Below are 21,982 nucleotides of genomic sequence, written 5' to 3'. Positions count from 1 at the left end.
AGGAGCGTGGCCGAGCCCGCCGCCTCAACGTGCTGCCGTCTCGTGACTTCAGCGATCCGTTGAAGCCGGCCACCCCGGGGGGAGGTGCACGACCGCCGATAGTGCGGAATTCAAGAAGGCGACGAAGGGGCGGAGCATCGAGGGCTGCGCCTGCGCCATCTTCCTCGCCGACGACGGTACGGGTGCGCCAACCGCCGTCGAGTGGACCCCGGACGACAAGGACAAGCCAATCGCCACCTGGATGTGAACTGAACGCTCAAGCCACAGCGCTCTGACGAGAGAATGCCGGACGGCTCAGCTCTCCAGGGGGATCAATGATTTTCTGGTCAATGGGAGGTAGCGGGATGACGATACGTGGGTTTGCTACGGCCGCGGCGGCAGGTCTGATGTCAGCGCTGTTGGTCGCCGGTACGCAGACGCCGGTGGCGGCATCCGAGGCGCGGGCCTCGGCGCGCACGGCCCTGAAGCCGTGCACGCAGCGTGTGAGTGTGGAGGTGTTCCGCGAAGGGGGCGTACCGCTCCTGGACTGGCGCGAAAACCTGGAGTTCGACGGTCACGGCACACTCTGGGTCGCGCATATCGCCAAGCACCGGGTCGAGGGCTATGCCCCCGACGGCACGCTCAAAACCAGCTTTCCGGTGAACGGTCCCGGCGGTATCCGACGCGGACCGGACGGATTCATGTACGTCAACTTCGGTGTGAATCCGCTGACGTCGGGGTTAGGTAGCGGCATCGTCCGTTTCGACCCGACCGCCGCCCATCCGAAACCCGAGAAGGTCGTCGACGGGATATCCGGCATCAACGGCCTCGCCATCGACACCGCCGGCAACTTCTATGTCAGTCGCGAGCTGGCCACCGGCATCCTCAAGATCCGCCCGGACGGTACAAAGGACGAGCAGTGGACGCGGGCCGCTTCCGTCTTCGGAACCAACGGACTGGAAATCGTCGGCGACCAGCTGTACGCGAGTGTCATCACCAGCACCGCGTCGCCCGTCGTACGCATCCCCCTGAACGACCCGGCCCGCCACACCACGGTCACGGAACTCAGCCCAAACCCCTGGGACGCCAAGCTCCTTGACGATCTCACCTCCTTCGGTGGCGACCTGGTGGTCGCCAGCTTCCGCGATGGCGAACTCATTCGGGTGGACCCGAAGACCGGCGGATCCTGTGTCCTGGCGACCGGTCTGCGTATGCCCTGCAGCGTCCGTATCCCCCGCGGCTTCGGCGACCATGATCCGCGGCGTGAGCTGTTCGTCGTAGAAGCCTCCGGCCGCATCATGAAGGTGACGGTCCACTGAGAGGGACGGTCCACTGGCGCTGGCCACTTGAGGGCTGTCGTCGTCTCGTTCGTGCTGATGTCCTGGAACGCCCCCTCCTGCTGCGGAGGCGGCTGCTGCGGCGGCGGGGCCAACTGATCAGGATCTTCAGGCCAACCGATCAGGGTCCTGCATCTGATCGACAATGGCTGGTTTCACGGTGTGAGCGGACGTGCCGATACGGCTTGGGTGGAGAGGTCCGCAGGGTGCTGGGTGAGGGGGACGGGTGTACGACTACATCATCGTGGGTGCCGGGTCGGCGGGATGCGTTCTGGCGGCCCGGCTCACCGAGGACGCGGACATCCGCGTTCTGCTCGTCGAGGCCGGGCCGGTGGACGACGCCCAGGAGATCCACGTACCGGCCGCCTTCAGCAAGCTGTTCCAGACGAAGTACGACTGGAGCTACCTCAGCGACTGCGAACCGGGCCTGGACGGCCGGCGTCGGTTCCTGCCCCGGGGCCGAATGCTCGGGGGATCGTCGTCGATGAACGCCATGATCTACATCCGGGGCAACCGACGCGACTACGACGCCTGGGCAGCTGCCGGCGCCGAGCGGTGGAGCTGGGACGACGTGCTCCCGTACTTCCTGCGCGCCGAGGACTTCCAGGGGCGCACGTCCCCGTGGCACGCCGGCGGCGGGCCGCTCACGGTCAGCGAGGGCCGTTCCCGGCATCCGCTGATGGCTGCCTACGTAGCCGCGGCACAAGAGGCCGGCCACGCCTACACCGCCGACTTCAACGGGCCCGAACAGGACGGCGTCGGCTACTACCACCTCACCCAGCGAGACGGTCTGCGCTGCAGCACGGCCGTCGCGTATCTGCGACCGGCGCTGGCCCGGCCGAACCTCGAAGTGCTGACCGGAACGCAGTGCACCCGCGTGCTGTTCGACGGTGATCGCGCGACCGGTGTCGAGCTGGAGCGGAGCGGTGAACTGCTGCGGCGGCACGCGGAACGGGAAGTGGTGCTGTCGGCAGGTGCCTACAACTCCCCGCAACTGCTCATGCTTTCCGGCATCGGCGCTGCCGACGAACTGGCGGCCCGTGGCATCGACGCCCGGGTGGACCTCCCGGTGGGGGAGAACCTCCAGGACCACCCGCACGTCGGCCTCTCCTATCTGACCGACACCGAGTCGCTGCTGACCGCCGAGACACCGGACAACGTGCGCATGCTGGAGGCCGAGGGCCGCGGCCCGCTCACCTCCAACGTCGGTGAGGCCGGGGGATTCCACCGAACCCGCGAAGGCCTCGACGCCCCTGACATTCAGGTGCACGCCACCCCGGTGATGTTCCACGAGGAGGGCATCAGCCCCGTCTTCGACCACGCCTTCATGTTCGGCGCGGTCCTGCTCACCCCCACCAGCCGAGGCAAGGTCTCCCTGCGGTCCGCGATCCCCAGCGCAAAGCCGCACATCCTGCACAACTACCTGACCACCGAGGAGGACCGCGCCACGATGGTCCGGGCCGTAAGGATGCTGCTGGACATCGCCGACCAGCCGAGCCTGCGCAAGCACCGCAGGGCCGACTTCCGCGTCCCCGACTCCCTGACGGACGCCGGCCTGCTGGACTTCGCCCGGCGCGAGCTGCAGACCCTCTACCACCCGGCGGGCACCTGCTCCATCGGACCTGTTGTCGATTCCCGGCTCAGGGTGCACGGTGTGAGCGGCCTGCGGGTGGTGGACGCGTCTGTGATGCCCACCGTGGTGCGGGGCAATACCAACGCTCCCACGATCATGATCGCTGAGAAGGCGGCGGACATGATCCGCGACCTCCCGGCGCCCGCCTGACCCTGCCCGCAAGGCCGCAGGCAGGGGGGCTGTGGGCCCTTCAGGCGCGACCCTGGCGGAGTCGCGGGTCAGGCCCAGGACGGTATGGCCCGCGCGTCGCAGGGTGGCGGCAATGTGAGTGCCGGCGTAGCTGGTGGCACCGGTGACAAGGGTCTTCACGGGGATCCCCAGAGGGAGGGCGAGGCGACGCAAACAATGTGCTTGCCTAGGGGTGCTGAGGGGATCCTCCCTGAGAAGTCGGCTTTGGTCGATCAGGTATGCGGTCGGCGAGAAGCCCTATTGGGCAGTTGCCGCTGGTGGCGTGAGTAGACCAAGCCTCTCCTGCCGGGTCGCCGGGCACGTGGCGGCCACCGGCCCGGGATCCGTCGGCCAGGGGCCGGTGGGGCGTGTGCCGACTGCGGGCGGGGGCCGGCAGTCGGCATGGTGGTGGGTCAGCGGGCGCTGCCGATGTTGCGGTCGGCGTCGGAGCCGCTCAGCATCATGGTGGTTTCCTCGATACGGTGGAAGCGGCCGTCGGGGGCGAGGTCGGCGAAGACGTAGACCTCCATGGTGACGGTGGTGCCGTCGTTCTTGGTGATGTGGCAGGTGTGCCGGTCGGCGTACTTGTTGCCGTCGTACAGCTCGTCGTGGACCTCGACCTTGCCTCCGGCGACGATGCCGCGCAGGTGGCTGATGTGGTCGAGGAACCCGGCGCGGTCGGCCCACCGTCCGTCCGTGCGCTGGCGGTACCCGGGGGTGAAGTGGCGTTCGGCGGCCTCCTCCAGGGTGATGTCGTGGTTGAAGAGCAGGTCGTTGAGGGCGGCTGCGATTCCGGTGCGGTTCATCGGGGCTTCCTTGTGGTGTGAGGCGGCGGTTCGGGAGGACCGGGTCTGGGTGACGGGGAGTGCCGGCGCTGGCCGGGGTTTCAGGCGACGGTCGCGAGGGTGGTGTCGAGCCAGTCGTAGATGCGGGCGAGGGCCAGGCGCATGGCACCGGGGTGGCAGTGAGCACCGGCACCTTCCTCGGCGGTGAACAGCATCAGGGTCCTGGGGCAGGTCAGGTGCTCGTAGAGCTGCTCGGGCTGGCCCTTGAAGAACTCGTCTTCGGCGGCGTCGCACACGAGGGTGGGGCACTGGATCAGCTCGGCGATGCCGCCGTCGAGGGTGTGGTCGAGGTAGGAGGCACTGAAGGCCCGGGGCGTGTCGACGCCCATCACGTACATACCGTGGTTGATCGCCCACCGCGCGGTGGCGTCCTGGGCCGTGATCTGCTCGAAGTGTGCGTCGAGTTCGGGGGCGGAGTCCGCGCGCAGGAGCCGTTCGGCCTGGTCGCGGTCGCCGGGGATGTGGCGGGTGGATATCTGGCCGAGGTCGTAGACGCCGTCGACGGCGATCAGGGCGGCGAGGCGGTGCTCGAACGCGGCTGCCCTGGGGGCGAGTACGCCGCCCATGCTGCTCCCGAAGAGCGCGATGCGGCCGTTGTCGACCTCGGGCAGGGTCTCGGCGAAGTCGACGACCGGGGTGATGACGTTCTCCCAGTCCGGGCGGAAGACCAGGCCCTGGTGGTGGCGAGGGCCGGGCTGCCCGGGGCCGTCGAAGGCCAGGACGGTGTACCCGCGCTCCACGGCGGCCAGCGCGCCGCTGAAGTGGAGTTCCTCGGCGGTGCCGTCGAACCCGCTGTGCATGATCAGTGTGGGGCGGGGCGTGCCGGTGTCGTCGGCCCGGTAGAGGTAGCCGGGCAGGGTGGTGCCCTCGTAGGGGATACGGACCGGTTCGATGCGGGGGGTGTAGAGCGCGGCTGCGGCCTGGAAGCAGGCCACGCTGCGGTCGTAGGTGTGATCGTGGCGGGGGTCGCACGGGTGGCCGTGCTGGAAGAACTCCGCCGACCGGTAGTAGTTGGAGGCGCGCAGGAATCCGTCCCGGGCGCTGACTGTGTGACCCGCGTCCAGGGCCCGCTGGGCCTCGGCGGCCACCCGGTCGGCGGTCGCCGTCCACTCCTCGTGCCAGCTGTCGTAGTCGCCTTCCTCGATACGCGCGCTGGTGGAGACGACCTCGCCGAAGTCGGCGCCGCCGTAGGCGATGTGGCTCATCGAGCGCAGGGTCTCGTACCAGAACTGGGGGTTCTCGGGGAACAGCAGCGGCTTCATCACGCCCTCCTTACGCACAGATCTGTGCGTACGGCAGGACTGTAGACCCGCGGGCGCCAAGAAGCAAATAAATGTGCTTACGATGTGTGGGTGACTCCGAAACAACCGGCCCCGCGCCTCCGCAAGAGCCCCGAGCAGGTCCGCTCGGCCGTCCACCAGGCCGTCATCGACCTGCTGTCCGACCCCCAGGGCGCGGACCTCACCATCCCCGCGGTCGCGCAGCGCGCCGGGGTGAACCACACCAGCGTCTACCGCCGCTGGGGCAGCCGGGAGGCGCTCCTGGCCGACGTGGTCGTCACCCGCCTCGAACGGGACTGGCCGCTGGCCGACACCGGAACCCTGCGCGGCGACCTGACGGCATGGGCCGAAGCGGGCGTCGCGAGCATCCGCACGCCCGAAGGGCGACTGCTCATTCGGGCCGTCGCCCTGTCGATGCCGGGCAGCGCCACGGCGCAGGGGGAACGCGCACAACAGTTCGAGCGCCGCATCGGCGCGATCGAGCGCATCCGCGACCGCGCTGCCGCCCGCGGCGAGGTCCCCCCGCCCCTCGATCAGATCCTCGACCAGCTCGTTGCGCCGCTCTACCTGCGGGCGATCTTCGGCATCGACCCGCCAGCCTCCGGCTACCCAGAACTCCTCGTGGACCGTCTCCTCGGCAGCACGGCCACGGCACAGCCGACCTGAGCGGGGACCACGTCTGCACCCCCAGCTCCGGGCACCACACCGGCGCGGAACGGGCGGTGCATGCGCCGAGTTCCACCGTTCCCCGGGGTGTGGGCCGACCCCGCGTGCGCGTGCGGCGGGGCCCAGCCGGAAGTCCGGGACGTCATCCCCGCCCCCGGACCATCACCAGCGCCAGTTGGTGTATCCGGTGCGCCGGCGGGGCCGGAGTGCGGCCCCGCCCAGCGACCGCAGTCTGCACTGCACGCGTCAACGGCCGCGAGGGGCTGTTCAACGGGGTAGCTTGCGTAGGTGGGGCCGTCCGGGGGTCAGGAAGCGAGCACCCCATGTGGTTCATCGGGTTGAGGTAGACCAGCGCGAAGAACCACGGCGCAGCCTTGCGCGGGTGTTCGATCCTCAGCAGCGAGGCGTAGGCGAACAGGGCGCGATGGGCCGGGCGGTTGGCGGTGTCGCCATCCAGTCCCCGTCCCGCCTGGCCCGGCAAGGTCCAAAGGAGTCAGCCTAAAATGATCAAGTGTCCATCCCTGTCGCCCGGCCGGCATTCGACCTGCTCGATGCTCACCTGGAAGCCCTCAACAACGGAACGGACCTCCCGCTCCCGGAGGGTCTTGCCGATCCTGCCGCGGACGAGGCGGGTGAGCTCGTCCAGTGGGCCCTCGACCGACTCCGGAGCATCCCCCGCGCGCCGAGGGACGTCTTCGCTCGCCAAGTCGGCAGCCTGCTGACGGAGTTCCGCAGCCGCATCTGTCCCTGGAACGCGGCGCTACTGCGGCTGCTCGACGATGTCTACACCTTCGCGGCCACCGGCCCCCGTCGGCACGAGGACTGGGCGCACGACGTCCTGGCGGTGCTGCACCGCTCCGTCCGCGACCCCCGTGGCTGGATCCGACTGGACCGGGACCGCACCAACACCGCCCGCGACACCGTGCCCGCCTACCCCTTCGACCCACCGGCCCCATCGCAGTTCCCTGACCTCCTGTACCCCTTGGAGGCGGAAACGGCTGCCGCGGCGCTCGCCATCATGGCCGAGGAGTGGCAAGCGGAATTCGCTCCCGTCCGCTCCCGCCCGGACCGGGACGCCGTTCTGGCGGACGCCCGCACGGTACTCGACCGATACGGACCCGACGCGCGCTACTGGACCAACGCGACGGCCGCCGCCTCCGATCCGGCCGCGGACTTCCTCGCCGCCGGCCTCGCGGGCACCCGCTCCAATCTCTTCCTCACCTCCGAGTACCTCAACGGCCTCGACCTCTTCGAGGACCTGGGTCTGATCGCCGTGACCGACAACGAGGTGGGCGTCTTCTGGTCGATCGGCGCCTACTGACGTACGGTCAGCCCCTTGATCACTTCGGAACCGCACAGAGGGTGGGGCAGGGCCGCACCCCACCATACGGACACCCGGCCGTCGCGTGAGCCTCGCACCCGCGCCCCGACACGCTGGGACTCCGCGAGCAGGTATCAGGCGGACTGCCGCAAGTTCCTCTGCCTAAAGCGTGTTGCAGAAGGCTGTGGTCAGTCAGGTTGAGCTGGACCGATGAGCCTGATGGATCACGCGGCGAGGGTGAGGTTGTGCATGTGGGCGACGGCTTGGACGGCGTGGTGGAGGCCGTCGCCGCGCTGTCGGCAGTCACGGAGGATCTTGTAGTTCTTCATTCGGGCGAAGGCATGCTCGACGCGGGCCCGGACTCTGCGGTGCTCCGCGTTGTCCTCCTCCTCGCCCGGCAGCAGTGGCCGGTCGGGGCGTTTGCGGTGCGGGACGATGACGCCGGTGTTGATGTAAGCGCCCTGCGCCGGTGGGGCCCTGCCCGCATCGCACACCTGCTGGGCCTGGTGCCCTCGACCGTGCACCGCGTGCTGACCCGCTTCGGCCTGGCCCGCCTCACCCACCTGGACCGGGCAACCGGCCGGCCCATACGCCGCTACGAACGCAACCGGCCAGGCGAACTGGTCCACGTGGACATCAAGAAACTCGGCAACATCCCCGACGGCGGCGGCCACAAGACCCTCGACCGCCAAGCAGGCCGCAAAACCCGCTCCGGCGCCGGCTACAGCTACATCCACACCGCCGTCGACGACCACTCCCGCCTCGCCTACAGCGAGATCCACGCAGATGAGAAGAAGGAGACCGCCACCGCCTTCTGGACTCGCGCCCAGGCGCTCTTCACCACCTGCGGAATCACCGTCGAACGCGTCCTGACCGACAACGGCGCCTGCTACAAGCCACACGCCTGGCGCGACGCACTCGCCGCGGCCGGGATCACCCACAAGCGAACCCGACCCTACCGACCGCAGACCAACGGCAAGGTCGAACGCCTCAACCGCACCCTGCTCGATGAATGGGCCTACGCAAAGCCCTACCACTCAGAGGCCGAACGCCGACAAGCGTTCCCGCAGTGGCTCCATACCTACAATCACCACCGCGGACACACCGCCCTGAAAGGCAAACCACCCGCCGGCCGCGTCCCCAACCTCACAGGGCAATACACCTAGAGCCTGTCCGATGGGTCGGCCGGGCGGTCCGCCGTGACCAGCCACGACGTGCTGAGCAGTCGGACCGTGCCGTCCGCCGCCTGCTGGGTGCGCAGATGGTCCGTCAGGGTGCTGTGGGCGCGAGCCCGCGCGGCCGCATCAGCCTGTTCCATCAGGTGGTGGCCGGGGCCGGTGCCCAGCAGAAACTCCGCCGCGTCCTCGGCTCCGTGTCCCCATGTCCCGTACGTCTGCGCTTGGTTGATGCTGATGCCGGTGAACCCGGACGTGGTGAGGACGTCGCGGATGCGGTCCGGGGCAGCCAGGGAGAACATGCCGGGCAGCCCCGGCCGCCCGAAGTCGCCGACGGGCAGGAAGTCGCGCAGTGACGCCATCGCCGCCACCCAGCCGTTGAGCGCGGCATCGGCCGGGCAGACGAACGCCAGGCGCCCGCCGGGCCGCAGCGCCCGGCCGACGTTACCGAAGGCCGCTACCGGGTCGGCAAAGAACATCACCCCAAAGCGGCTGACTGCCGCGTCGAACGCGCCTGCTTCGAAGGGGTACACCTGGGCGTCCCCTTGTGTGAAGGAAGCGTTGGCGATGCCCTCCCGTTCCACGCGGGCCCGCGCCGCGGCCAGCATCGGGCCGGACAGGTCGAGGCCCAGCGCATGCCCTTGGGGCGCCCTGAGCGCGGCGAGGCGTGTGGTTTGCCCGGAGCCGCAACCGAGGTCGAGGACCCGGTGGTCCCCGGTGATTCCGGCGGCGTCGAGCAGAGGCTCGTTGAAGCCCTCGTTCACGGCGTTCCAGCGGTCCTGGTTGCGGGCCCAGTGGGAGCCTTCGGGGCCGTTCCATGCCTGTGCCTGCTCGGTGTTGACGACGTCCGACACGGGTGCCTCCTGTGGTGGGTGACGGATGATGGGCACTCGCCCAAACGTTATGGGCATTCGCCCAAACTGGCAATCCCCGCTAATATGCGCAGAGTTGTGCCCCTTGAGGGCGGCGGCAGCAGAACGAGAGAGAGGCCCATGTCACCGCGCGGAGTGGCGACGCCGGACGTACGCGAGCGGCTGTTCGCGGCCGCCGAGCGTGTCGTGGAGCGGGACGGGCCCGGCGCGCTCACCAGCCGAGCCATCACCACCGAGGCGGGCTGCTCCAAGGGGCTGTTGCACGCGCACTTCGCGGGGCTCGATGAATTCGTGGCCGAGCTCTGCCTCGACCGGTTCGCGCGGACGGCGGCGAAGGCTCAGGCCCTGTCGGGGCTCGCCGGGCAAGGCACGGTGGCGCGGAACCTCAACGTCGTCGCCCTCGCGCTGTTCGACTCCGCCGGACCGGCCCTCTCGGGTCTTGCCATCAGCCGCCCCGCCACCACGCTGCGCATCCGCGAGGCCCTGGAAGGCGGGGCGCCGGGCCTCACCGCGATCCAGGAGGCCATCACCGGCTATCTCATGGCTGAAAGGAGGCTCGGCCGGGTGGCGGAGACCGTCGACCCGGGCACCGTGGCCCTCGCCATCGTCGGCACCGCCCACCACCTCCTGATGACCAGCTGGCCGGATACACCTGACCCACGGTCCTCTATGACGCGCCTGGTGGACGCGCTGGTGGACGGCTAGTGCTGTGACCGCATTGGTTCGCCGGGTCGGTGCTCGTGGCGGTTGGATGTGCGGTGATGCCCGATCCGACTGCTGGAGGCGCGGTGGCCGAGCCTGTCCACGTGCGCAGACTGACCGACCAGGAGGGGCAGCGGCTGCAGCAGATCGTGCGCCGGGGCAGCACGAGTTCGGTGCGTTACCGGCGGGCGATGATGCTGCTGGCCTCGGCCGGCGGGAACCGCGTGCCGGTGATCGCCCAGCTGGTGCAGGCCGACGAGGACACCGTCCGGGACGTGATCCACCGGTTCAACGAGATCGGCCTGCCCTGCTTGGACCCTCAGTGGGCGGGAGGCCGTCCCCGCCTGCTCAGCGATGACGACGAGGACTTCGTCATCGCGACGGCCGCCACCCGCCCGGCCGGGCTCGGCCAGCCCTTCACTCGCTGGTCGCTGCGCAAGCTCGCCGCCTACCTACGCAAAGTGCACGGCCGTGTGATCCGTATCGGTCGCGAGACGTTACGCGGCCTGCTCGCTCGCCGTGGCGTCACCTTCCAGCGCACGAAAACCTGGAAGGAGTCGCCCGACCCCGACCCCGACCGCGACCGCGACGCCAAGCTCGACCGCATCGAGCACGTCCTTCACCAGTTCCCGGACCGGGTCTTCGCCTTCGACGAGTTCGGCCCCCTGGGTATCCGGCCCACCGGCGGCAACTGCTGGGCCCAACAGACCCGTCCCGACCGCGTGCCGGCCACCTACCACCGCACTCACGGCGTGCGCTACTTCCACGGCTGCTACTCGGTCGGCGACGACAGTCTGTGGGGCGTCAACCGCCGCCGCAAAGGCGCCGCCAACACCCTGGCCGCGCTGAAGTCGATCCGCGCCGCCCGCCCCGACGGCGCCCCGATCTACGTGATCATGGACAACCTCTCCGCCCACACCGGTGACACGATCCGCCGCTGGGCGAAGAAGAACAAGGTCGAGTTGTGCTTCACCCCGACCTACGCATCCTGGGCCAACCCATCGAGGCGCACTTCGGACCGCTGAGGCAGTTCACCATCGCCAACTCCAACCGCCCCAACCACACCGTGCAGACCCGGGCCCTGCACGCCTACCTGCGATGGCGCAACGCCAACGCCCGCCACCGCGACGTCCTGGCCGCCGAACGCAAGGAACGCGCCCGTATCCGAAGCGAGAAGGGCATCCGTTGGGGCGGACGCCCTTTCGAAACCGCAGCCTGACAACCAGGCGAACCAACGCGGTCAGCACTTGCAGTCGAGCGGGGACGAAGATGTGCCGGACAGGTGGTCCTGGGGCCGGATGGAGCCTTAACGCCGCGCGTGGCGGATCTTCAACCGTCCGAACCCCATGGTCCCAGAGATCCGGATCTTCGGCCCGCCGGGACGGGAGCGCTGCCGGGTCTTGTAGAGCGAGTCCTTCCACCCGGTGCGCAGATCCTCGACGTCGACGATCGCGTCGCGAGGCACCGTGATCTTGGCCCTGCCGGTGCCTAGTTGCAGCTCGATGTCGACTACTGGATGCTCGATGACCGCCCGGGACAGGTCGAGATGCACCCTTCCGAATGCGGACGCGACCTTGAGGGTCCGAGGTACCCGCCATGCACCGCGCCGCTGGATCCGTCCGCCGGCTACGGCAATGGTGGACGTGGTGCCCGCATTCTCCTCCGGGAGCGAGGCCAGAGCCGACACGAGCTCGCTATGCGTCTTGGCGGTGAGCACCTGGTGGAGGCGTTCGTCCATCTCCTCGTGCGAGATGTGCCCTTCGGTGTACGCCTCCTGCACGCGCTGCACGGCCGTGCCACGGTCGTCCTCGCTGATCAGTGGCGACAGGTCTTCCGGAAGAGAGGTCACCGTCCCACCCTAGTGCCGTGCCGAGGATGTGAACACGCCAAGGTCCGTAGCGGGCAAGGCGTCCGATGGGGAGGCCGACCGCTCGTCATGATTGACCTTGATCGCCCAACCCGGCGAACCAATGCGGTCAAAGCACTGGAAACTGTCTGGTGGGTCATGTGCGGAGCCAGCGACGGATGGCTGCGACGGTCACGGTGCCGTGAAAGACGTATGTCCGCTTCTCAAAACGGGTGGCCACGGCCCGGAAGCCTTTCAGCGTCAGGATGGTCCGTTCCGCCTCGTTCCGTCTCCTGTAGACCTCCCGGTTGAATCCGGGGGGGGGGGCGGCCGCCCGAGCTACCGCGCCGCCGACGGTTGGCCCGCTGGTTGGCGGTTCCGGAATCGTGTGCTCGATCTGTCGGCGGCGCAGGTGGCGGCGGTTTCTGCGGGAGCTGTAGGCCCGGTCGGCGCACGGGTGGTCCGGCCGGGTGCGCGGGTGTCCGCCACTCGGCCGGGGAACGCGGACGTGGTCCAAGACCTGAATCATCTGCGGGGCATCACCCCACTGCCCAGGTGTGATCACGAAAGCAAGCGGACGCCGTCCGTCCTCGCTCGCCAGATGGATCTTGGGCGTGAACCCGCCGCGTGAACGGCCCAGGGCTTCATCGCTGCGATGCCAAGCTGGTTGGCGGCGACGCCCAGGGACCCGCGGAGAACGCCTGCGAGCCCCAGCCGCATGCTGATGAGCCCGACACGAAGTCGAGTCGACACTCACCACAGTCCAGTCGATCCGGCCTCCGCATCGGCCTCGGCTTGGACTGCTCGCAACAAATTCTCCCCACGTACCGTCGGCTGACCACCTGCGCTGCCTGTCATGAACGGTCTTCCGCTTCCCGAACCGCGCCGGCAGATCCCGCCACGGAATGCCCGTCCGTAGCCGGAACGGGATGTCGTTGATCACCGTGCGGTGGCACTGACCCGCCCCGGCCCGTCCACCACGGTTCCGCGTTCAGCACTCTCATTTCCGGTGAGTGCGGTGAGCTCTGGGCCACCATGCCGCCACTGGCCAATGAGCTTTCCGGAGTGGTCCCAGGTGCGCCAACGCCCCGGGAAACGAGTGCCTCACCGCCACCAACGAGTCGGCGGAGGTTCCCTCCTGGGGTACCCGCTGCGTGCCGCGCTGCGTGCGGCAGGATGGCAGCTTGTGTCGGGGCGTCCGCGGACGTCTCGGTGCATTCACAGTCCTAGAGACAAGCAGGTGTCAAGGTGACGAAACATTACATCCGGTGCTCAGAAGAGCTGTTCCTCCGGGCAGTGGGAGCCGGCCGGTGAACCGTGCCCTCACACTGCATGACTTGATCGTCGCGGGGGCCGCGCTGGCCGCCGGTATCGTGGCCGGCCTGTTCTTGCGCGCGGCCCTGCGGTGGCTGGCCAAGCACGCGCACCGGACGCGGTGGAGCGGGGACGACGTCATCGTGGATGCACTGCGGTCCGTGGTGCCCTGGGCGGCGATATGCGCCGGGTTGGCGGCGGCCACCGCGGCGCTGCCGCTGACGCCGACGGTAGGACGCACCGTCAACCGGACGCTGACCGTGCTGCTCATCCTGGTCGGCACGCTCACCGCGGCCCGGGTGATCACCGGACTGGTGAAGTCGCTGGCACAGTCCAGATCCGGAGTGGCGGGATCGGCCACCATCTTTGCCAACATCACGCGCATCGTGGTGCTGGCGATGGGCTTTCTCGTCGTGTTGCAGACCCTGGGCATCTCCATTGCCCCGCTGCTCACCGCGCTGGGTGTGGGTGGCCTCGCGGTAGCCCTGGCGCTGCAGGACACCCTCGCCAACCTCTTCGCTGGTGTGCACGTCCTCGCCTCGAAGACGGTGCAGCCCGGTGACTACATCCGGCTCAGCAGCGGCGAAGAGGGCTATGTCGTCGACATCAACTGGCGAAACACCGTGGTGCGGCAGCTCTCCAACAACCTGGTGATCATCCCCAACGCCCAGCTGGCCGGCACCAACATGACCAACTTCACCCGGCCGGAACAGCAGTTGTCGATCCTGGTGCAGGTGGGAGTCGGCTACGACAGCGATCTCGAACACGTCGAGCGGGTCACCACCGAGGTCGTCAAGAGCGTGATGACCGATGTCAGCGGTGCTCTCCCCGACCATGAACCGGCCGTCCGTTTCCACACATTCGGAGACTCCAGGATCAGCTTCACGGTGATCCTGGGCGTCGGCGAATTCAGTGACCAGTACCGGATCAAGCACGAGTTCATCAAGCGCCTGCACCAGCGGTACCAGGCCGAGGGCATCAGGATTCCCGCCCCGACGCGGACCGTGGCACTGCAGCAGTCCGACGGGGGCGTGATTCCGCACCAGCGGGAAACACCGGACCTGGTGCCGTAGGCCGAGCGGGCGGTGCAGGCGCGGTGCACGGCGCCCTGACGGAGCGCGAAGAGATGTATGCCGAGGGTCGCCTGTCTGGTAGCGGGTCGGCCCTCGGCCTCTGCGCCGACCCTTGTCAGCAGGGCAGCAGGGCAGCAGGGCAGCAGGGCAGCACGGCATCTGGGGCTGATGCGTCATTAGCAGCGGCGCATGGCAGCAGGCGGCAGCGGGAGACTCCGAGCGGGCGGGCGGTCGCCGAGATCGCCGCTCGTATGCGGATGCGGCTCGGCCCGATGACGGTCCTTCTCGGCGAGCCGGCGGACCGCCGGTCTGATCCATCACCGGCCGCCGCTGAAGGCGGCCGGGACGGGTGTCGAGCGTCTCCAGGATGTCCCGCAGCGGCTCAGGCCGCAGCGCGGCTGGGCTCACGGCCGCTCAGCAGGCTTCCCGCGCCGGGGACGAACGTGGGCAGACCCAGTTCGGTGAGGATGCGGTACGCCGTGGCGGCGGCCGCCGAGAGCACCGGTAGGCCTGCCGCGTCCTCCACCGGCTGGAGCGACGGCAGCGACGGCATCTGGACGCACGCGGACAGGACGAGCGCGTCGGCCCGCGACAGGTCCAGTCGCCGCCAGTGGTCGCGCAGATCCGCGGGGTCGAGGCGGGCGACCGCCAGATTGTCCGGGACCTCCAGGCTCAGCGCGTCCACGACCTCGGTGCCCGCGTCCTCGATGTAGTCCGCGACCAGGCGCGTGAGCGGCTTCATGTACGGCGTGATGATCGCGACCCGTCCGGCCCCCAGGGCCTTGATGCCGTCGAGCAGGGCCCCGGCGCTGGAGACCACGGGCGCCTGCGCGCCCTGGGAACGGAGCACGCCGGTGATCTCGGCCTCGGCGGTGCAGTGGTGCCCCGGGCCCTGGGCCATGATCGCCACAAGGCAGGCCGTGGCGACCACGTCGGGCCGCGCGTCCGCGAGTTCCAGGGCCGCGCGCTCGGTCTGCGCGTTCATGGCGCGCAGCTGCTCGGGCGTCACGTGCTGCATACGCATCCGGCTGCTGTGGAAGACGAACCGGTCCTCGGGGAGGACGGCCTCGCGCTCGCGCAGCATGCGCGGCAGCTCCGTCTCCATGGTCAGGTTCGAGCTGGGCACGATCATGCCGATGTGGTGGTCGGTCACGGGATCCTCCGGATGTCCGGTGTACGTACGGTCGTTGACGACCCAGGACCCGTGGTCCGCCGCGGCGGACGGGCTACGCGTCCTCGGTCAGCCCCTCCCAGTGGTCGGCGAGGGACGTGAGCAGATGCACGATCTCTTCGCGCCGCTCGGCTCCGAACGGCTCCAGGAGCCGTTCGTCGAGCCGGCGGGCGCGGCTGTTCGCGTCGTGGAGGGTCCGCTCGCCCTCCTCGGTCAGATAGAGCAGCTTGCGGCGGCCGTCGTCGGCGGCCGTCCTGCGCACGATCAGGCCCCGCTTCTCCAGCCGCCGGGCGACGTCCGCCATCGTCGACGTGTCCAGGGCCACCGCCGACGCCATCGACCGCTGGTCGTGCCCCGGCGCCGCGTCCACCGCTTGCAGCACCGCGAACTGCGGTCCGGTGAGCGTCGGGTCCACCGCGCGGATCCAGACCGCGAGATACGCCTGGTAGAGGCGCCGGACCTGGTAGCCGGGGGCGGCCGTCAGCGCGGCGGGAGCCCGGGGCGGTGTGGACGGCGAGGGTGCGGTTTCGTCAGCCATGAGCTCACTTAAGCACGGCTTTTGATCGGTTCGGCAGCCGGATGGGGACGGTCCGGGAAGGGGGGCCACGGGCGGCCGTCAGGTCAGCATCGGGCGCAGCGCCGCGCGCAGCGCCGCGAGCGCGGCGGGCGGATTGTCCCAGAACAGCATGTGGCCGGCGTCCGGGATTTCGGTGAGCGCGGCCGTCGGGTGCAGCCCGGCCGCCTCCGCCGCGCCCTCGGCGGTGACGACGGGACTGTCCGCGCCGTACAGCAGCGCCGTGGGGCCCGGCACCGAGGGCCACCAGTCGAAGAAGTCCTCGCTCTCGAAGCCGCGGTGGGTGGCCACGACGGCCTCTTTCGCGCAGCTGGCCAGCCAGCGGGCCCGCAGTTCCTGCTCCGCGCGCGGCCAGCGCGGCCACGCCCGGGCCACCTCGTCCGCGTCCGTACCGCGCACGGCCTGCGCCAGCTGGCCCAGGAACGCGTCCAGTGCCGTCGGGTAGGGCCCGCGCCCCGGTCCGCTCATCGGCGGGTCGCCCAGCACCGTGCCCCGCAGCGCGACCTTGCCCCGGACGGCGGTCACGGCCGCGATGCGCGCGCCCATGGAGTGCCCGAAGAGCACCGGGCGGTCGAGTCCGAGCTCCGTGACGACGGCCTCGGTGTCCTCGGCGTACTCCTCCAGGCCGTAGGAACCGCCGTCGTCGGACAGCCCGCGCCCGCGGATGTCGACGACCAACGGACGTACGAGATCGGTGAGTTCACGCGCCACGAAGTCCATCGTGATCGCGGGGCTGGTGATGCCGGGCAGCACGATGAGCGGGACGCCGGGGCCGCCGTAGTCCAGAACGTGCAGGCGCGTGCCGCCCGAGCGTACCCAGCGGCTCGTGGCGGGTACGTCGGCGAGATCGGCGAGCGTGGACTGCGACAGGCAGCGGGCGGGCGGGGTGGGGGTCATGGGGTCCTCCGGCGTCGGACTCGGTGGGGTCATGGGGCGCTCCTGGGCAGGCCGCCGAGGTAGGCGAGGGCGTCCTTGAGGTCGATCACATCGCCGTACTTGGCCTGGATGTCGAAGAGATTCGCCTCGTGCGGGCCCGGCGCCCGGTCGCCGACGCACTCGCGCGGCACCAGCACCGAGAACCCGGACTGCACGGCGTCCACGGCCGTCGCCCGCACACAGCCGCTCGTCGTCGCCCCGCACACCAGCACGGTGTCGCAGCCGAGGCCGGTCAGCAGGGCGGCCAGCGAGGTGCCGAAGAACGCGGAGGCGCCCTTCTTCACGATCAGATGGTCCTGAGGCGCGCGCGGCAGCCGCGGATCGACCGCGACCTCCGCACTGCCTTCGATCAGGGCCCGCATGCCCTGCGCCTTGTGCAGCCAGGTGACGGCGTCACCCGCCGCCTCGGCCGGCGTGTAGGCGATCGCGGTGAGGACGACCGGCACCCCGGCCGGACGCCCCGCCTCGATCAACGCGCCCGTGGCGCCGACGACGTCGGTCAGGTCCGCGCCCGACGGGAAGCCGTCCTCGGTGAAGCCGCGCGTGAGGTCGACCACGACGATCGCGGGCCGGGCGCCGCGGCGCACGGGGGCGCCGAAGCCCGCCCGCGCGTAGGTGCGTTCCGTCTCCTGCCCGTACCGCGCGGCGCTCATGACGCCCTCCGCAGGGCCCGCAGCTCCCGTGCCTGGGCGCCTAGCCTGCCGAGCAGCCAGCCCTCGAAGAGGCCGAGCGCGAATGCTCCGGCGACCAGGCCGTACTTGGCGGCAGCGGGGCCGAGCAGCATCGCCAGGCCGTCGAGCTCGGCGTCCTGCGCGAGCGCGGGCTGCGAGGCGGCGGGCTGCCAGGCGGGGGAGGGGGCCGCAGCCGCGCCCTGCGGGCCAGGCGCTCCGGTGACCCGGTCCTGGTCCAGCAGGCTCCCCAGATTCTGTGCGAACTGCTGCAGGATCCGGTCCGACACGGCCGCGATCGCGCCCTTGCCGAACTGGGCGATCTTGCCCCGGATCACCAGATCCGTGGAGAGCTGGAGCAGCGCGCCCTCTGGCGCCGCCACCACCTCCAGCGCGACGTCGGCCTCCGCGTCCCCGCTGCCGTGGGTGTCGGCCCCGCGGGCGTGGACCCGCAGCCGCCGCCGCTCGGCGTCGACCTCCAGGAACCGGACCGTGCCCGCGTACGCGGCGCTGATCGGCCCCACCTTGATCTTCACCCTGCCCTGCCAGACGTCGCCGTCCCGCCCGTCGAGCGCGGCGCCCGGCATGCACGAGGCGACCCGTTCGACATCGTTCATCAGCGCGAAGACCTCGTCCGGCGAGGCCTTGACCGGGACCGCGTTGGTCAGCTGCATACGTCACTCTCCTTGCTGTCACAGCGGCTCGCGCAGGCCCGGCGCCGGGCCTGCGCGCACCCGTCGATCGCCTCGACGATGGTCTGGTATCCGGTGCACCGGCACAGATTGGCGGCGACGACCTCCCGGATGTCCTCCTTGGTCGCCTCCGGCCGCTCGGCGAGGAACCCCTCGGCGAGCATCAGGAAGCCGGGCGTGCAGAAGCCGCACTGCAATCCGTGGTGTTCGCTGAACGCCCGTTGCAGATCCCCGAGTTGGTCACCTTCGGACAGTGACTCGACCGTACGGATCCGGGCGCCTTCGGCCTGGGCCGCGAACATCAGACAGGCGCGTACGGGCCGGTCGTCGACCAGCACGGTGCAGGCGCCGCAGATGCCGTGCTCGCACCCGACGTGCGTCCCGGTCATCCGCAGTTCGTGACGGAGTACGTCGACGAGGGTGCGGCGCGGCTCGGTGATCACCTCGTGCTGCTCGCCGTTGACATCGAGGATGATCAGCTGCACCTCCCGCTGCGCCGGCGCGGTGGTGTCGGTCATGATGCGGCCTCCGGGTTCAGGGCGCGGTGCACGGTCTCGGGAGTGACGGGCGTGTGGTCGAGCTCGACGCCCGTGGGGCGCAGGGCGTCGTTGACGGCGTTGAGGACGGCGGCGGGCGCCCCGATGGTGCCGCCCTCGCCGGCGCCCTTCGCGCCGGTTTCGGTGAACGCGGAGGGAGTCTCCAGATGGTGGATCAGCACATCGGGGATCTCGTGGGCGGTGGGCACCTTGTAGTCCATGAAGCTGGTCGCCGACGGCTCGCCCTGGTCGTCGTACGTCACCTGCTCGAACAGCGCACCGGCGATGCCCTGCGCGATGCCGCCCCGGCACTGCCCCTCCACGACCTGCGGATTGATGGCGACGCCGCAGTCCTCGACGCATACGTACCGCAGGATCTCCACCTGCCCGGTGCCCTGGTGCAGTTCGACGACGACGCCATGGGTGGCGTTGGAGAAGGTGCCGTCGGTGAAGACATCGAAGGTGGCGGTGGCCGCCAGGCCCGGTTCGATGTCCTTGGGCAGCAGGTGCGCCCGGAGGTAGGCGATATCGGCGATGTCCTCGTAGGTGAGTACCTCGGATGTGTCGTCCCGGCGGCGGGCGGCACCGTCCGTCAGCTCCACCGCGTCGGCGTCGATGCCCCAGCGGGCCGCGGCGATGGCGCGCAGCTTGTCGCCGAGCTTCGCCGCGGCCAGGCGCACCGCGCTGCCGCCGACGGTGATGGAGCGGCTGGCGAAGGTGCCCCACCCGTAGGTGATGCGGTCGGTGTCGCCCTGGTGGAGCCTCACCTTGCCGATGTCCAGGCCGAGTTCATCGGCGACGATCTGCGCCATCGTCGTCTCGTGGCTCTGCCCGTGACTCATCGTGCCGGTGGTGACGGTCACCGCGCCGCTGGTGTCCATCCGTACCTCGGAGATGTCGAAGCCCGGCACGACCTGCATCTTGCGCTGGGCGAAGGCCGTGGAGCCGTATCCGGTGCGCTCGCTGAAGCATGCGTAGCCGATGCCGAGGTGCCGCCCCTCGGCCGCCGCCGCGGCCTGCTTCTCGTACCAGCCCTCGTCCTGGACGAGCCGCTCGCACAGGTTCAGCGACTCCAGATAGGAACCGGGGTCGTAGGTGATGTGGTTGACGCCGGTGTACGGGAAGTCGGTGATGACGTTGCGGCGGCGGATCTCGACCGGGTCCAGGCCCAGTTCGCGGGCTGCGCGCTCGAAGAGCCGCTCCACGACCATCACGTACTGCGGGCGGCTGACGCCCCGGTAGGGCGCGGTGGGCGCCTTGTTGGTGGTGATCGCCCGGCCGCGCACCCGGTAGGCGGGCACCTTGTAGACGCCGGGCATCTCGGCGGAGGCCATCAGCGGCTCGATGCCCGCCGTGAACGGGTAGCAGGAGTAGGCGCCCATATCGCACACCACATCCGCGTCGAGCCCCAGGATCCTGCCGTCCGTGCCGAAGGCGGCACGCACCTGGTAATGCTGTTCGCGGGCGAGGAACGACGCGGACAGGGCGTCCTTGCGGTCCTCGATCCACTTCACCGGCCGGCGCAGCCGCAGCGCCGCCGCGGCGGCCGCGATCTCCTCGCGCCCGACGACGCACTTCTGGCCGAAACCGCCGCCCATGTCGGGCACGACGACCCGCACCGCGCGCTCGTCGAGGCGCAGGCTACGGGATGCCACCGTCCGTACCTGGTGCGGGACTTGGGTACAGGTCTGAAGGACGAGCTGTTCCTCGCGGTCGTCCCAGTGCGCCACGACGCCGCGGGTCTCCAACGGCAGCGCGTTCTGCCGGCCGGTCCTGGACTCGACGTGGACGACGCAGGGCGCGGACGCGAAGATCTCGTCGATGCCGTCCGTCGCGAAGAGAGAGACGTCCACGAGGGTGTTGCGGGCGGCCTCGTCGTGGACGAGCGGAGCGCCGGGCGCCAGCGCCGCCTCCTCGGAGGTGACCGGCGGCAGTGTCGTACAGCTGACCTTGGCCGCCTCCAGGCCGTCCTCCGCGGCGTACGCGTCCCGGGCCACCACGATCGCGAGGGGCTCCCCGACGTAGCGGACCTTGTCGCGGGCGAGGACGGGCATGGCGGTCGGGACGTACTCCGAGAGGGGGCGCCCCAGCTGGGCGGTGATGTCGCCCAGCTCCAGGTCGTCCGCCGTGAACGCCGCCACGACGCCGGGGACGTGGCGTACCGCCGAGAGATCGACCGAGGCGATCTCACCATGGGCGACCGTGCTGCGTACGAACTGGGCGTGCAGCATGCCGGGCAGCGCGATGTCGTCGACGAACCGACCGCGCCCGGACAGCAGCCGCGGGTCCTCGCGGCGCGCGACCGACCTGCCCACCAACGTGCGTTCTTTCAACGGGACTTCGCCTCCTCACAGGCGCGCCGGACCAGCGTCCGGACGAGTTCCTTGCGGTAGCGCGTGCTGCCGGACGCGTCGGCGGGGGGCTCGACGGCTGCCGCTGCCGCCGACGCGCAGTCGTCGAAGGAGCCGCCGCCGGCCAGCACGGCCTCCGCCTCCGGCACCCGTACCACCGCGGCCGCCACCCCGCCGAGCGCCACCCGGCCGCCGCGTACCGTTCCTGCCTCGATGTCGAGGTCCACGGCGGCCGCCACGAGGGCGAAGTCACCGCGCCGCTCGGCGAATTCGGTGAGGGCGGCGTGCGGAGCGGGACGCGGGAAGACGATCTCGACGAGGAGTTCGTCCGGGTCGAGGGCGGTCGTGTAGTAGCCGAGGAAGAAGTCCGCGGCCGGGATCCTGCGCTCGCCGCGCGGGCCCCGCGCCACGAACTCGGCACCGAGGACCACCGCGAGCAGGCACCACTCGGCGGTGGCGTCGGCGTGTGCGATGCTGCCGCCGACCGTGCCGCGCGTCCGGATCGGCAGATGCCCGATCCAGCCCATGGCGTCCCGCAGAACCGCGAAGCCCGCCCCGAGCACCCCCGCCGGGTCGGTCTCCACCGTGTGATGGGTGGTGAGCGCCCCGATGCGCAGACCGCCGTCGGCGTCCCGGTGCAGCCGGCCGAGTTCCCGGATGCCGGCGATGTCGACGAGATGCCGCGGGCGGGCCAGCCGGAAGTTCATCATCGCGACGAGGCTCTGTCCGCCGGCGATGACCTTGGCGTCGTCACCGAGCTCGGCCAGCAGCCGGGTGGCTCCGTCGACGTCGGGGGCCCGGTGATACCGGAACGGGGCGGGCTTCATGCTCCTCCTGTCGTAC

The 21,982-nt window shown here is 70.1% G+C and carries 18 protein-coding genes and 4 pseudogenes; 8 read left to right on the top strand and 14 right to left on the bottom strand.

Features of this window, described 5'->3' with window-relative positions:
- The first annotated feature begins 344 nt into the window (after positions 1-344).
- Positions 345-1,298 (top strand): hypothetical protein, encoded by a 954-nt coding sequence (locus KI385_RS04450; RefSeq protein WP_238570916.1) that lies wholly within the window; start codon positions 345-347, stop codon positions 1,296-1,298.
- A 244-nt stretch (positions 1,299-1,542) separates the two neighbouring features.
- Positions 1,543-3,099 (top strand): GMC family oxidoreductase, encoded by a 1,557-nt coding sequence (locus KI385_RS04445; protein ID WP_238570915.1) that lies wholly within the window; start codon positions 1,543-1,545, stop codon positions 3,097-3,099.
- Positions 3,100-3,530: 431 nt separating this feature from the next.
- Here KI385_RS04445 and KI385_RS04440 read toward each other — a convergent pair whose 3' ends face one another.
- Together KI385_RS04440 and KI385_RS04435 are read right to left on the bottom strand one after the other, a co-directional pair.
- Positions 3,531-3,923 carry a nuclear transport factor 2 family protein gene (locus KI385_RS04440; protein ID WP_238570914.1) on the bottom strand — a complete coding sequence of 131 codons (393 nt, stop codon included), beginning with the start codon at positions 3,921-3,923 and terminating at the stop codon, positions 3,531-3,533.
- Positions 3,924-4,003: 80 nt separating this feature from the next.
- The gene (locus tag KI385_RS04435) at positions 4,004-5,224 is read right to left on the bottom strand and encodes an alpha/beta hydrolase family protein (protein ID WP_238570913.1); all 1,221 of its coding nucleotides are present in this window, start codon (positions 5,222-5,224) and stop codon (positions 4,004-4,006) included.
- Positions 5,225-5,314: 90 nt separating this feature from the next.
- On the opposite strand from KI385_RS04435, the gene KI385_RS04430 reads away from it, so the two are divergent.
- The gene (locus tag KI385_RS04430; protein WP_238570912.1) at positions 5,315-5,908 is read left to right on the top strand and encodes a TetR/AcrR family transcriptional regulator; all 594 of its coding nucleotides are present in this window, start codon (positions 5,315-5,317) and stop codon (positions 5,906-5,908) included.
- Positions 5,909-6,419: 511 nt separating this feature from the next.
- Positions 6,420-7,229 (top strand): hypothetical protein, encoded by an 810-nt coding sequence (locus KI385_RS04425; protein WP_238570911.1) that lies wholly within the window; start codon positions 6,420-6,422, stop codon positions 7,227-7,229.
- 224 nt (positions 7,230-7,453) lie between these two features.
- Here KI385_RS04425 and KI385_RS04420 read toward each other — a convergent pair.
- Positions 7,454-7,696: pseudogene (locus tag KI385_RS04420) on the bottom strand (transposase family protein); the annotation flags it as partial.
- On the opposite strand from KI385_RS04420, the pseudogene KI385_RS04415 reads away from it, so the two are divergent.
- Positions 7,676-8,395, top strand: a pseudogene (locus KI385_RS04415) (IS481 family transposase); the annotation flags it as partial. The pseudogenes KI385_RS04420 and KI385_RS04415 overlap by 21 nt on opposite strands.
- On the opposite strand, the gene KI385_RS04410 reads toward KI385_RS04415, so the two are convergent.
- On the bottom strand, positions 8,392-9,258 hold the full coding sequence (locus tag KI385_RS04410) for a class I SAM-dependent methyltransferase (RefSeq protein ID WP_238570910.1): 867 nt from the start codon (positions 9,256-9,258) through the stop codon (positions 8,392-8,394). The pseudogene KI385_RS04415 and the gene KI385_RS04410 overlap by 4 nt on opposite strands.
- A gap of 138 nt (positions 9,259-9,396) precedes the next feature.
- Between KI385_RS04410 and KI385_RS04405 the strand changes: the two genes are divergently transcribed.
- Together KI385_RS04405 and KI385_RS04400 are read left to right on the top strand one after the other, a co-directional pair.
- Positions 9,397-9,981 carry a TetR/AcrR family transcriptional regulator gene (locus KI385_RS04405; RefSeq protein ID WP_238570909.1) on the top strand — a complete coding sequence of 195 codons (585 nt, stop codon included), beginning with the start codon at positions 9,397-9,399 and terminating at the stop codon, positions 9,979-9,981.
- A gap of 83 nt (positions 9,982-10,064) precedes the next feature.
- Positions 10,065-11,197, top strand: a pseudogene (locus tag KI385_RS04400) (IS630 family transposase).
- An 87-nt stretch (positions 11,198-11,284) separates the two neighbouring features.
- On the opposite strand, the gene KI385_RS04395 reads toward KI385_RS04400, so the two are convergent.
- Both KI385_RS04395 and KI385_RS04390 read right to left on the bottom strand, forming a co-directional pair.
- Positions 11,285-11,827 (bottom strand): DUF1707 SHOCT-like domain-containing protein, encoded by a 543-nt coding sequence (locus KI385_RS04395; protein WP_238570908.1) that lies wholly within the window; start codon positions 11,825-11,827, stop codon positions 11,285-11,287.
- Between the two features lie 154 nt (positions 11,828-11,981).
- Positions 11,982-12,785: pseudogene (locus KI385_RS04390) on the bottom strand (IS5 family transposase); the annotation flags it as partial.
- A gap of 349 nt (positions 12,786-13,134) precedes the next feature.
- Between KI385_RS04390 and KI385_RS04385 the strand changes: the two are divergent.
- Positions 13,135-14,211 (top strand): mechanosensitive ion channel family protein, encoded by a 1,077-nt coding sequence (locus tag KI385_RS04385; RefSeq protein WP_238570907.1) that lies wholly within the window; start codon positions 13,135-13,137, stop codon positions 14,209-14,211.
- Positions 14,212-14,593: 382 nt separating this feature from the next.
- Here the strand turns inward: KI385_RS04385 and KI385_RS04380 are convergent, their stop codons facing one another.
- The 8 genes from KI385_RS04380 to KI385_RS04345 form a co-directional block, all read right to left on the bottom strand.
- Positions 14,594-15,364, bottom strand: coding sequence for a maleate cis-trans isomerase family protein (locus KI385_RS04380; protein WP_281066793.1), 771 nt, complete (start codon positions 15,362-15,364; stop codon positions 14,594-14,596).
- Positions 15,365-15,437: 73 nt separating this feature from the next.
- Positions 15,438-15,920 carry a MarR family winged helix-turn-helix transcriptional regulator gene (locus KI385_RS04375; RefSeq protein WP_238570906.1) on the bottom strand — a complete coding sequence of 161 codons (483 nt, stop codon included), beginning with the start codon at positions 15,918-15,920 and terminating at the stop codon, positions 15,438-15,440.
- A gap of 78 nt (positions 15,921-15,998) precedes the next feature.
- Positions 15,999-16,886: an alpha/beta fold hydrolase gene (locus tag KI385_RS04370; RefSeq protein ID WP_238570905.1), complete on the bottom strand. Its 888-nt coding sequence runs from the start codon at positions 16,884-16,886 to the stop codon at positions 15,999-16,001.
- On the bottom strand, positions 16,883-17,545 hold the full coding sequence (locus KI385_RS04365; RefSeq protein ID WP_238570904.1) for an isochorismatase family protein: 663 nt from the start codon (positions 17,543-17,545) through the stop codon (positions 16,883-16,885). Before KI385_RS04365 ends, KI385_RS04370 begins: the two co-directional genes overlap by 4 nt.
- On the bottom strand, positions 17,542-18,234 hold the full coding sequence (locus KI385_RS04360; RefSeq protein WP_238570903.1) for an SRPBCC family protein: 693 nt from the start codon (positions 18,232-18,234) through the stop codon (positions 17,542-17,544). The genes KI385_RS04365 and KI385_RS04360 overlap by 4 nt, the downstream gene beginning before the upstream one ends.
- Positions 18,225-18,770, bottom strand: coding sequence for a (2Fe-2S)-binding protein (locus tag KI385_RS04355; protein WP_238570902.1), 546 nt, complete (start codon positions 18,768-18,770; stop codon positions 18,225-18,227). The genes KI385_RS04360 and KI385_RS04355 overlap by 10 nt, the downstream gene beginning before the upstream one ends.
- Positions 18,767-21,121 carry a xanthine dehydrogenase family protein molybdopterin-binding subunit gene (locus tag KI385_RS04350; RefSeq protein WP_238570901.1) on the bottom strand — a complete coding sequence of 785 codons (2,355 nt, stop codon included), beginning with the start codon at positions 21,119-21,121 and terminating at the stop codon, positions 18,767-18,769. The genes KI385_RS04355 and KI385_RS04350 overlap by 4 nt, the downstream gene beginning before the upstream one ends.
- Entirely contained in the window at positions 21,118-21,966 is an 849-nt protein-coding gene (locus tag KI385_RS04345; protein ID WP_238570900.1) for an FAD binding domain-containing protein, read from the bottom strand. Before KI385_RS04345 ends, KI385_RS04350 begins: the two co-directional genes overlap by 4 nt.
- Positions 21,967-21,982 lie beyond the last annotated feature (16 nt).

The sequence above is a fragment of the Streptomyces inhibens genome (genome assembly GCF_022221585.1).
GTDB lineage: Bacteria > Actinomycetota > Actinomycetes > Streptomycetales > Streptomycetaceae > Streptomyces > Streptomyces inhibens.
This window is presented reverse-complemented; position numbering and strand designations above follow the sequence as displayed.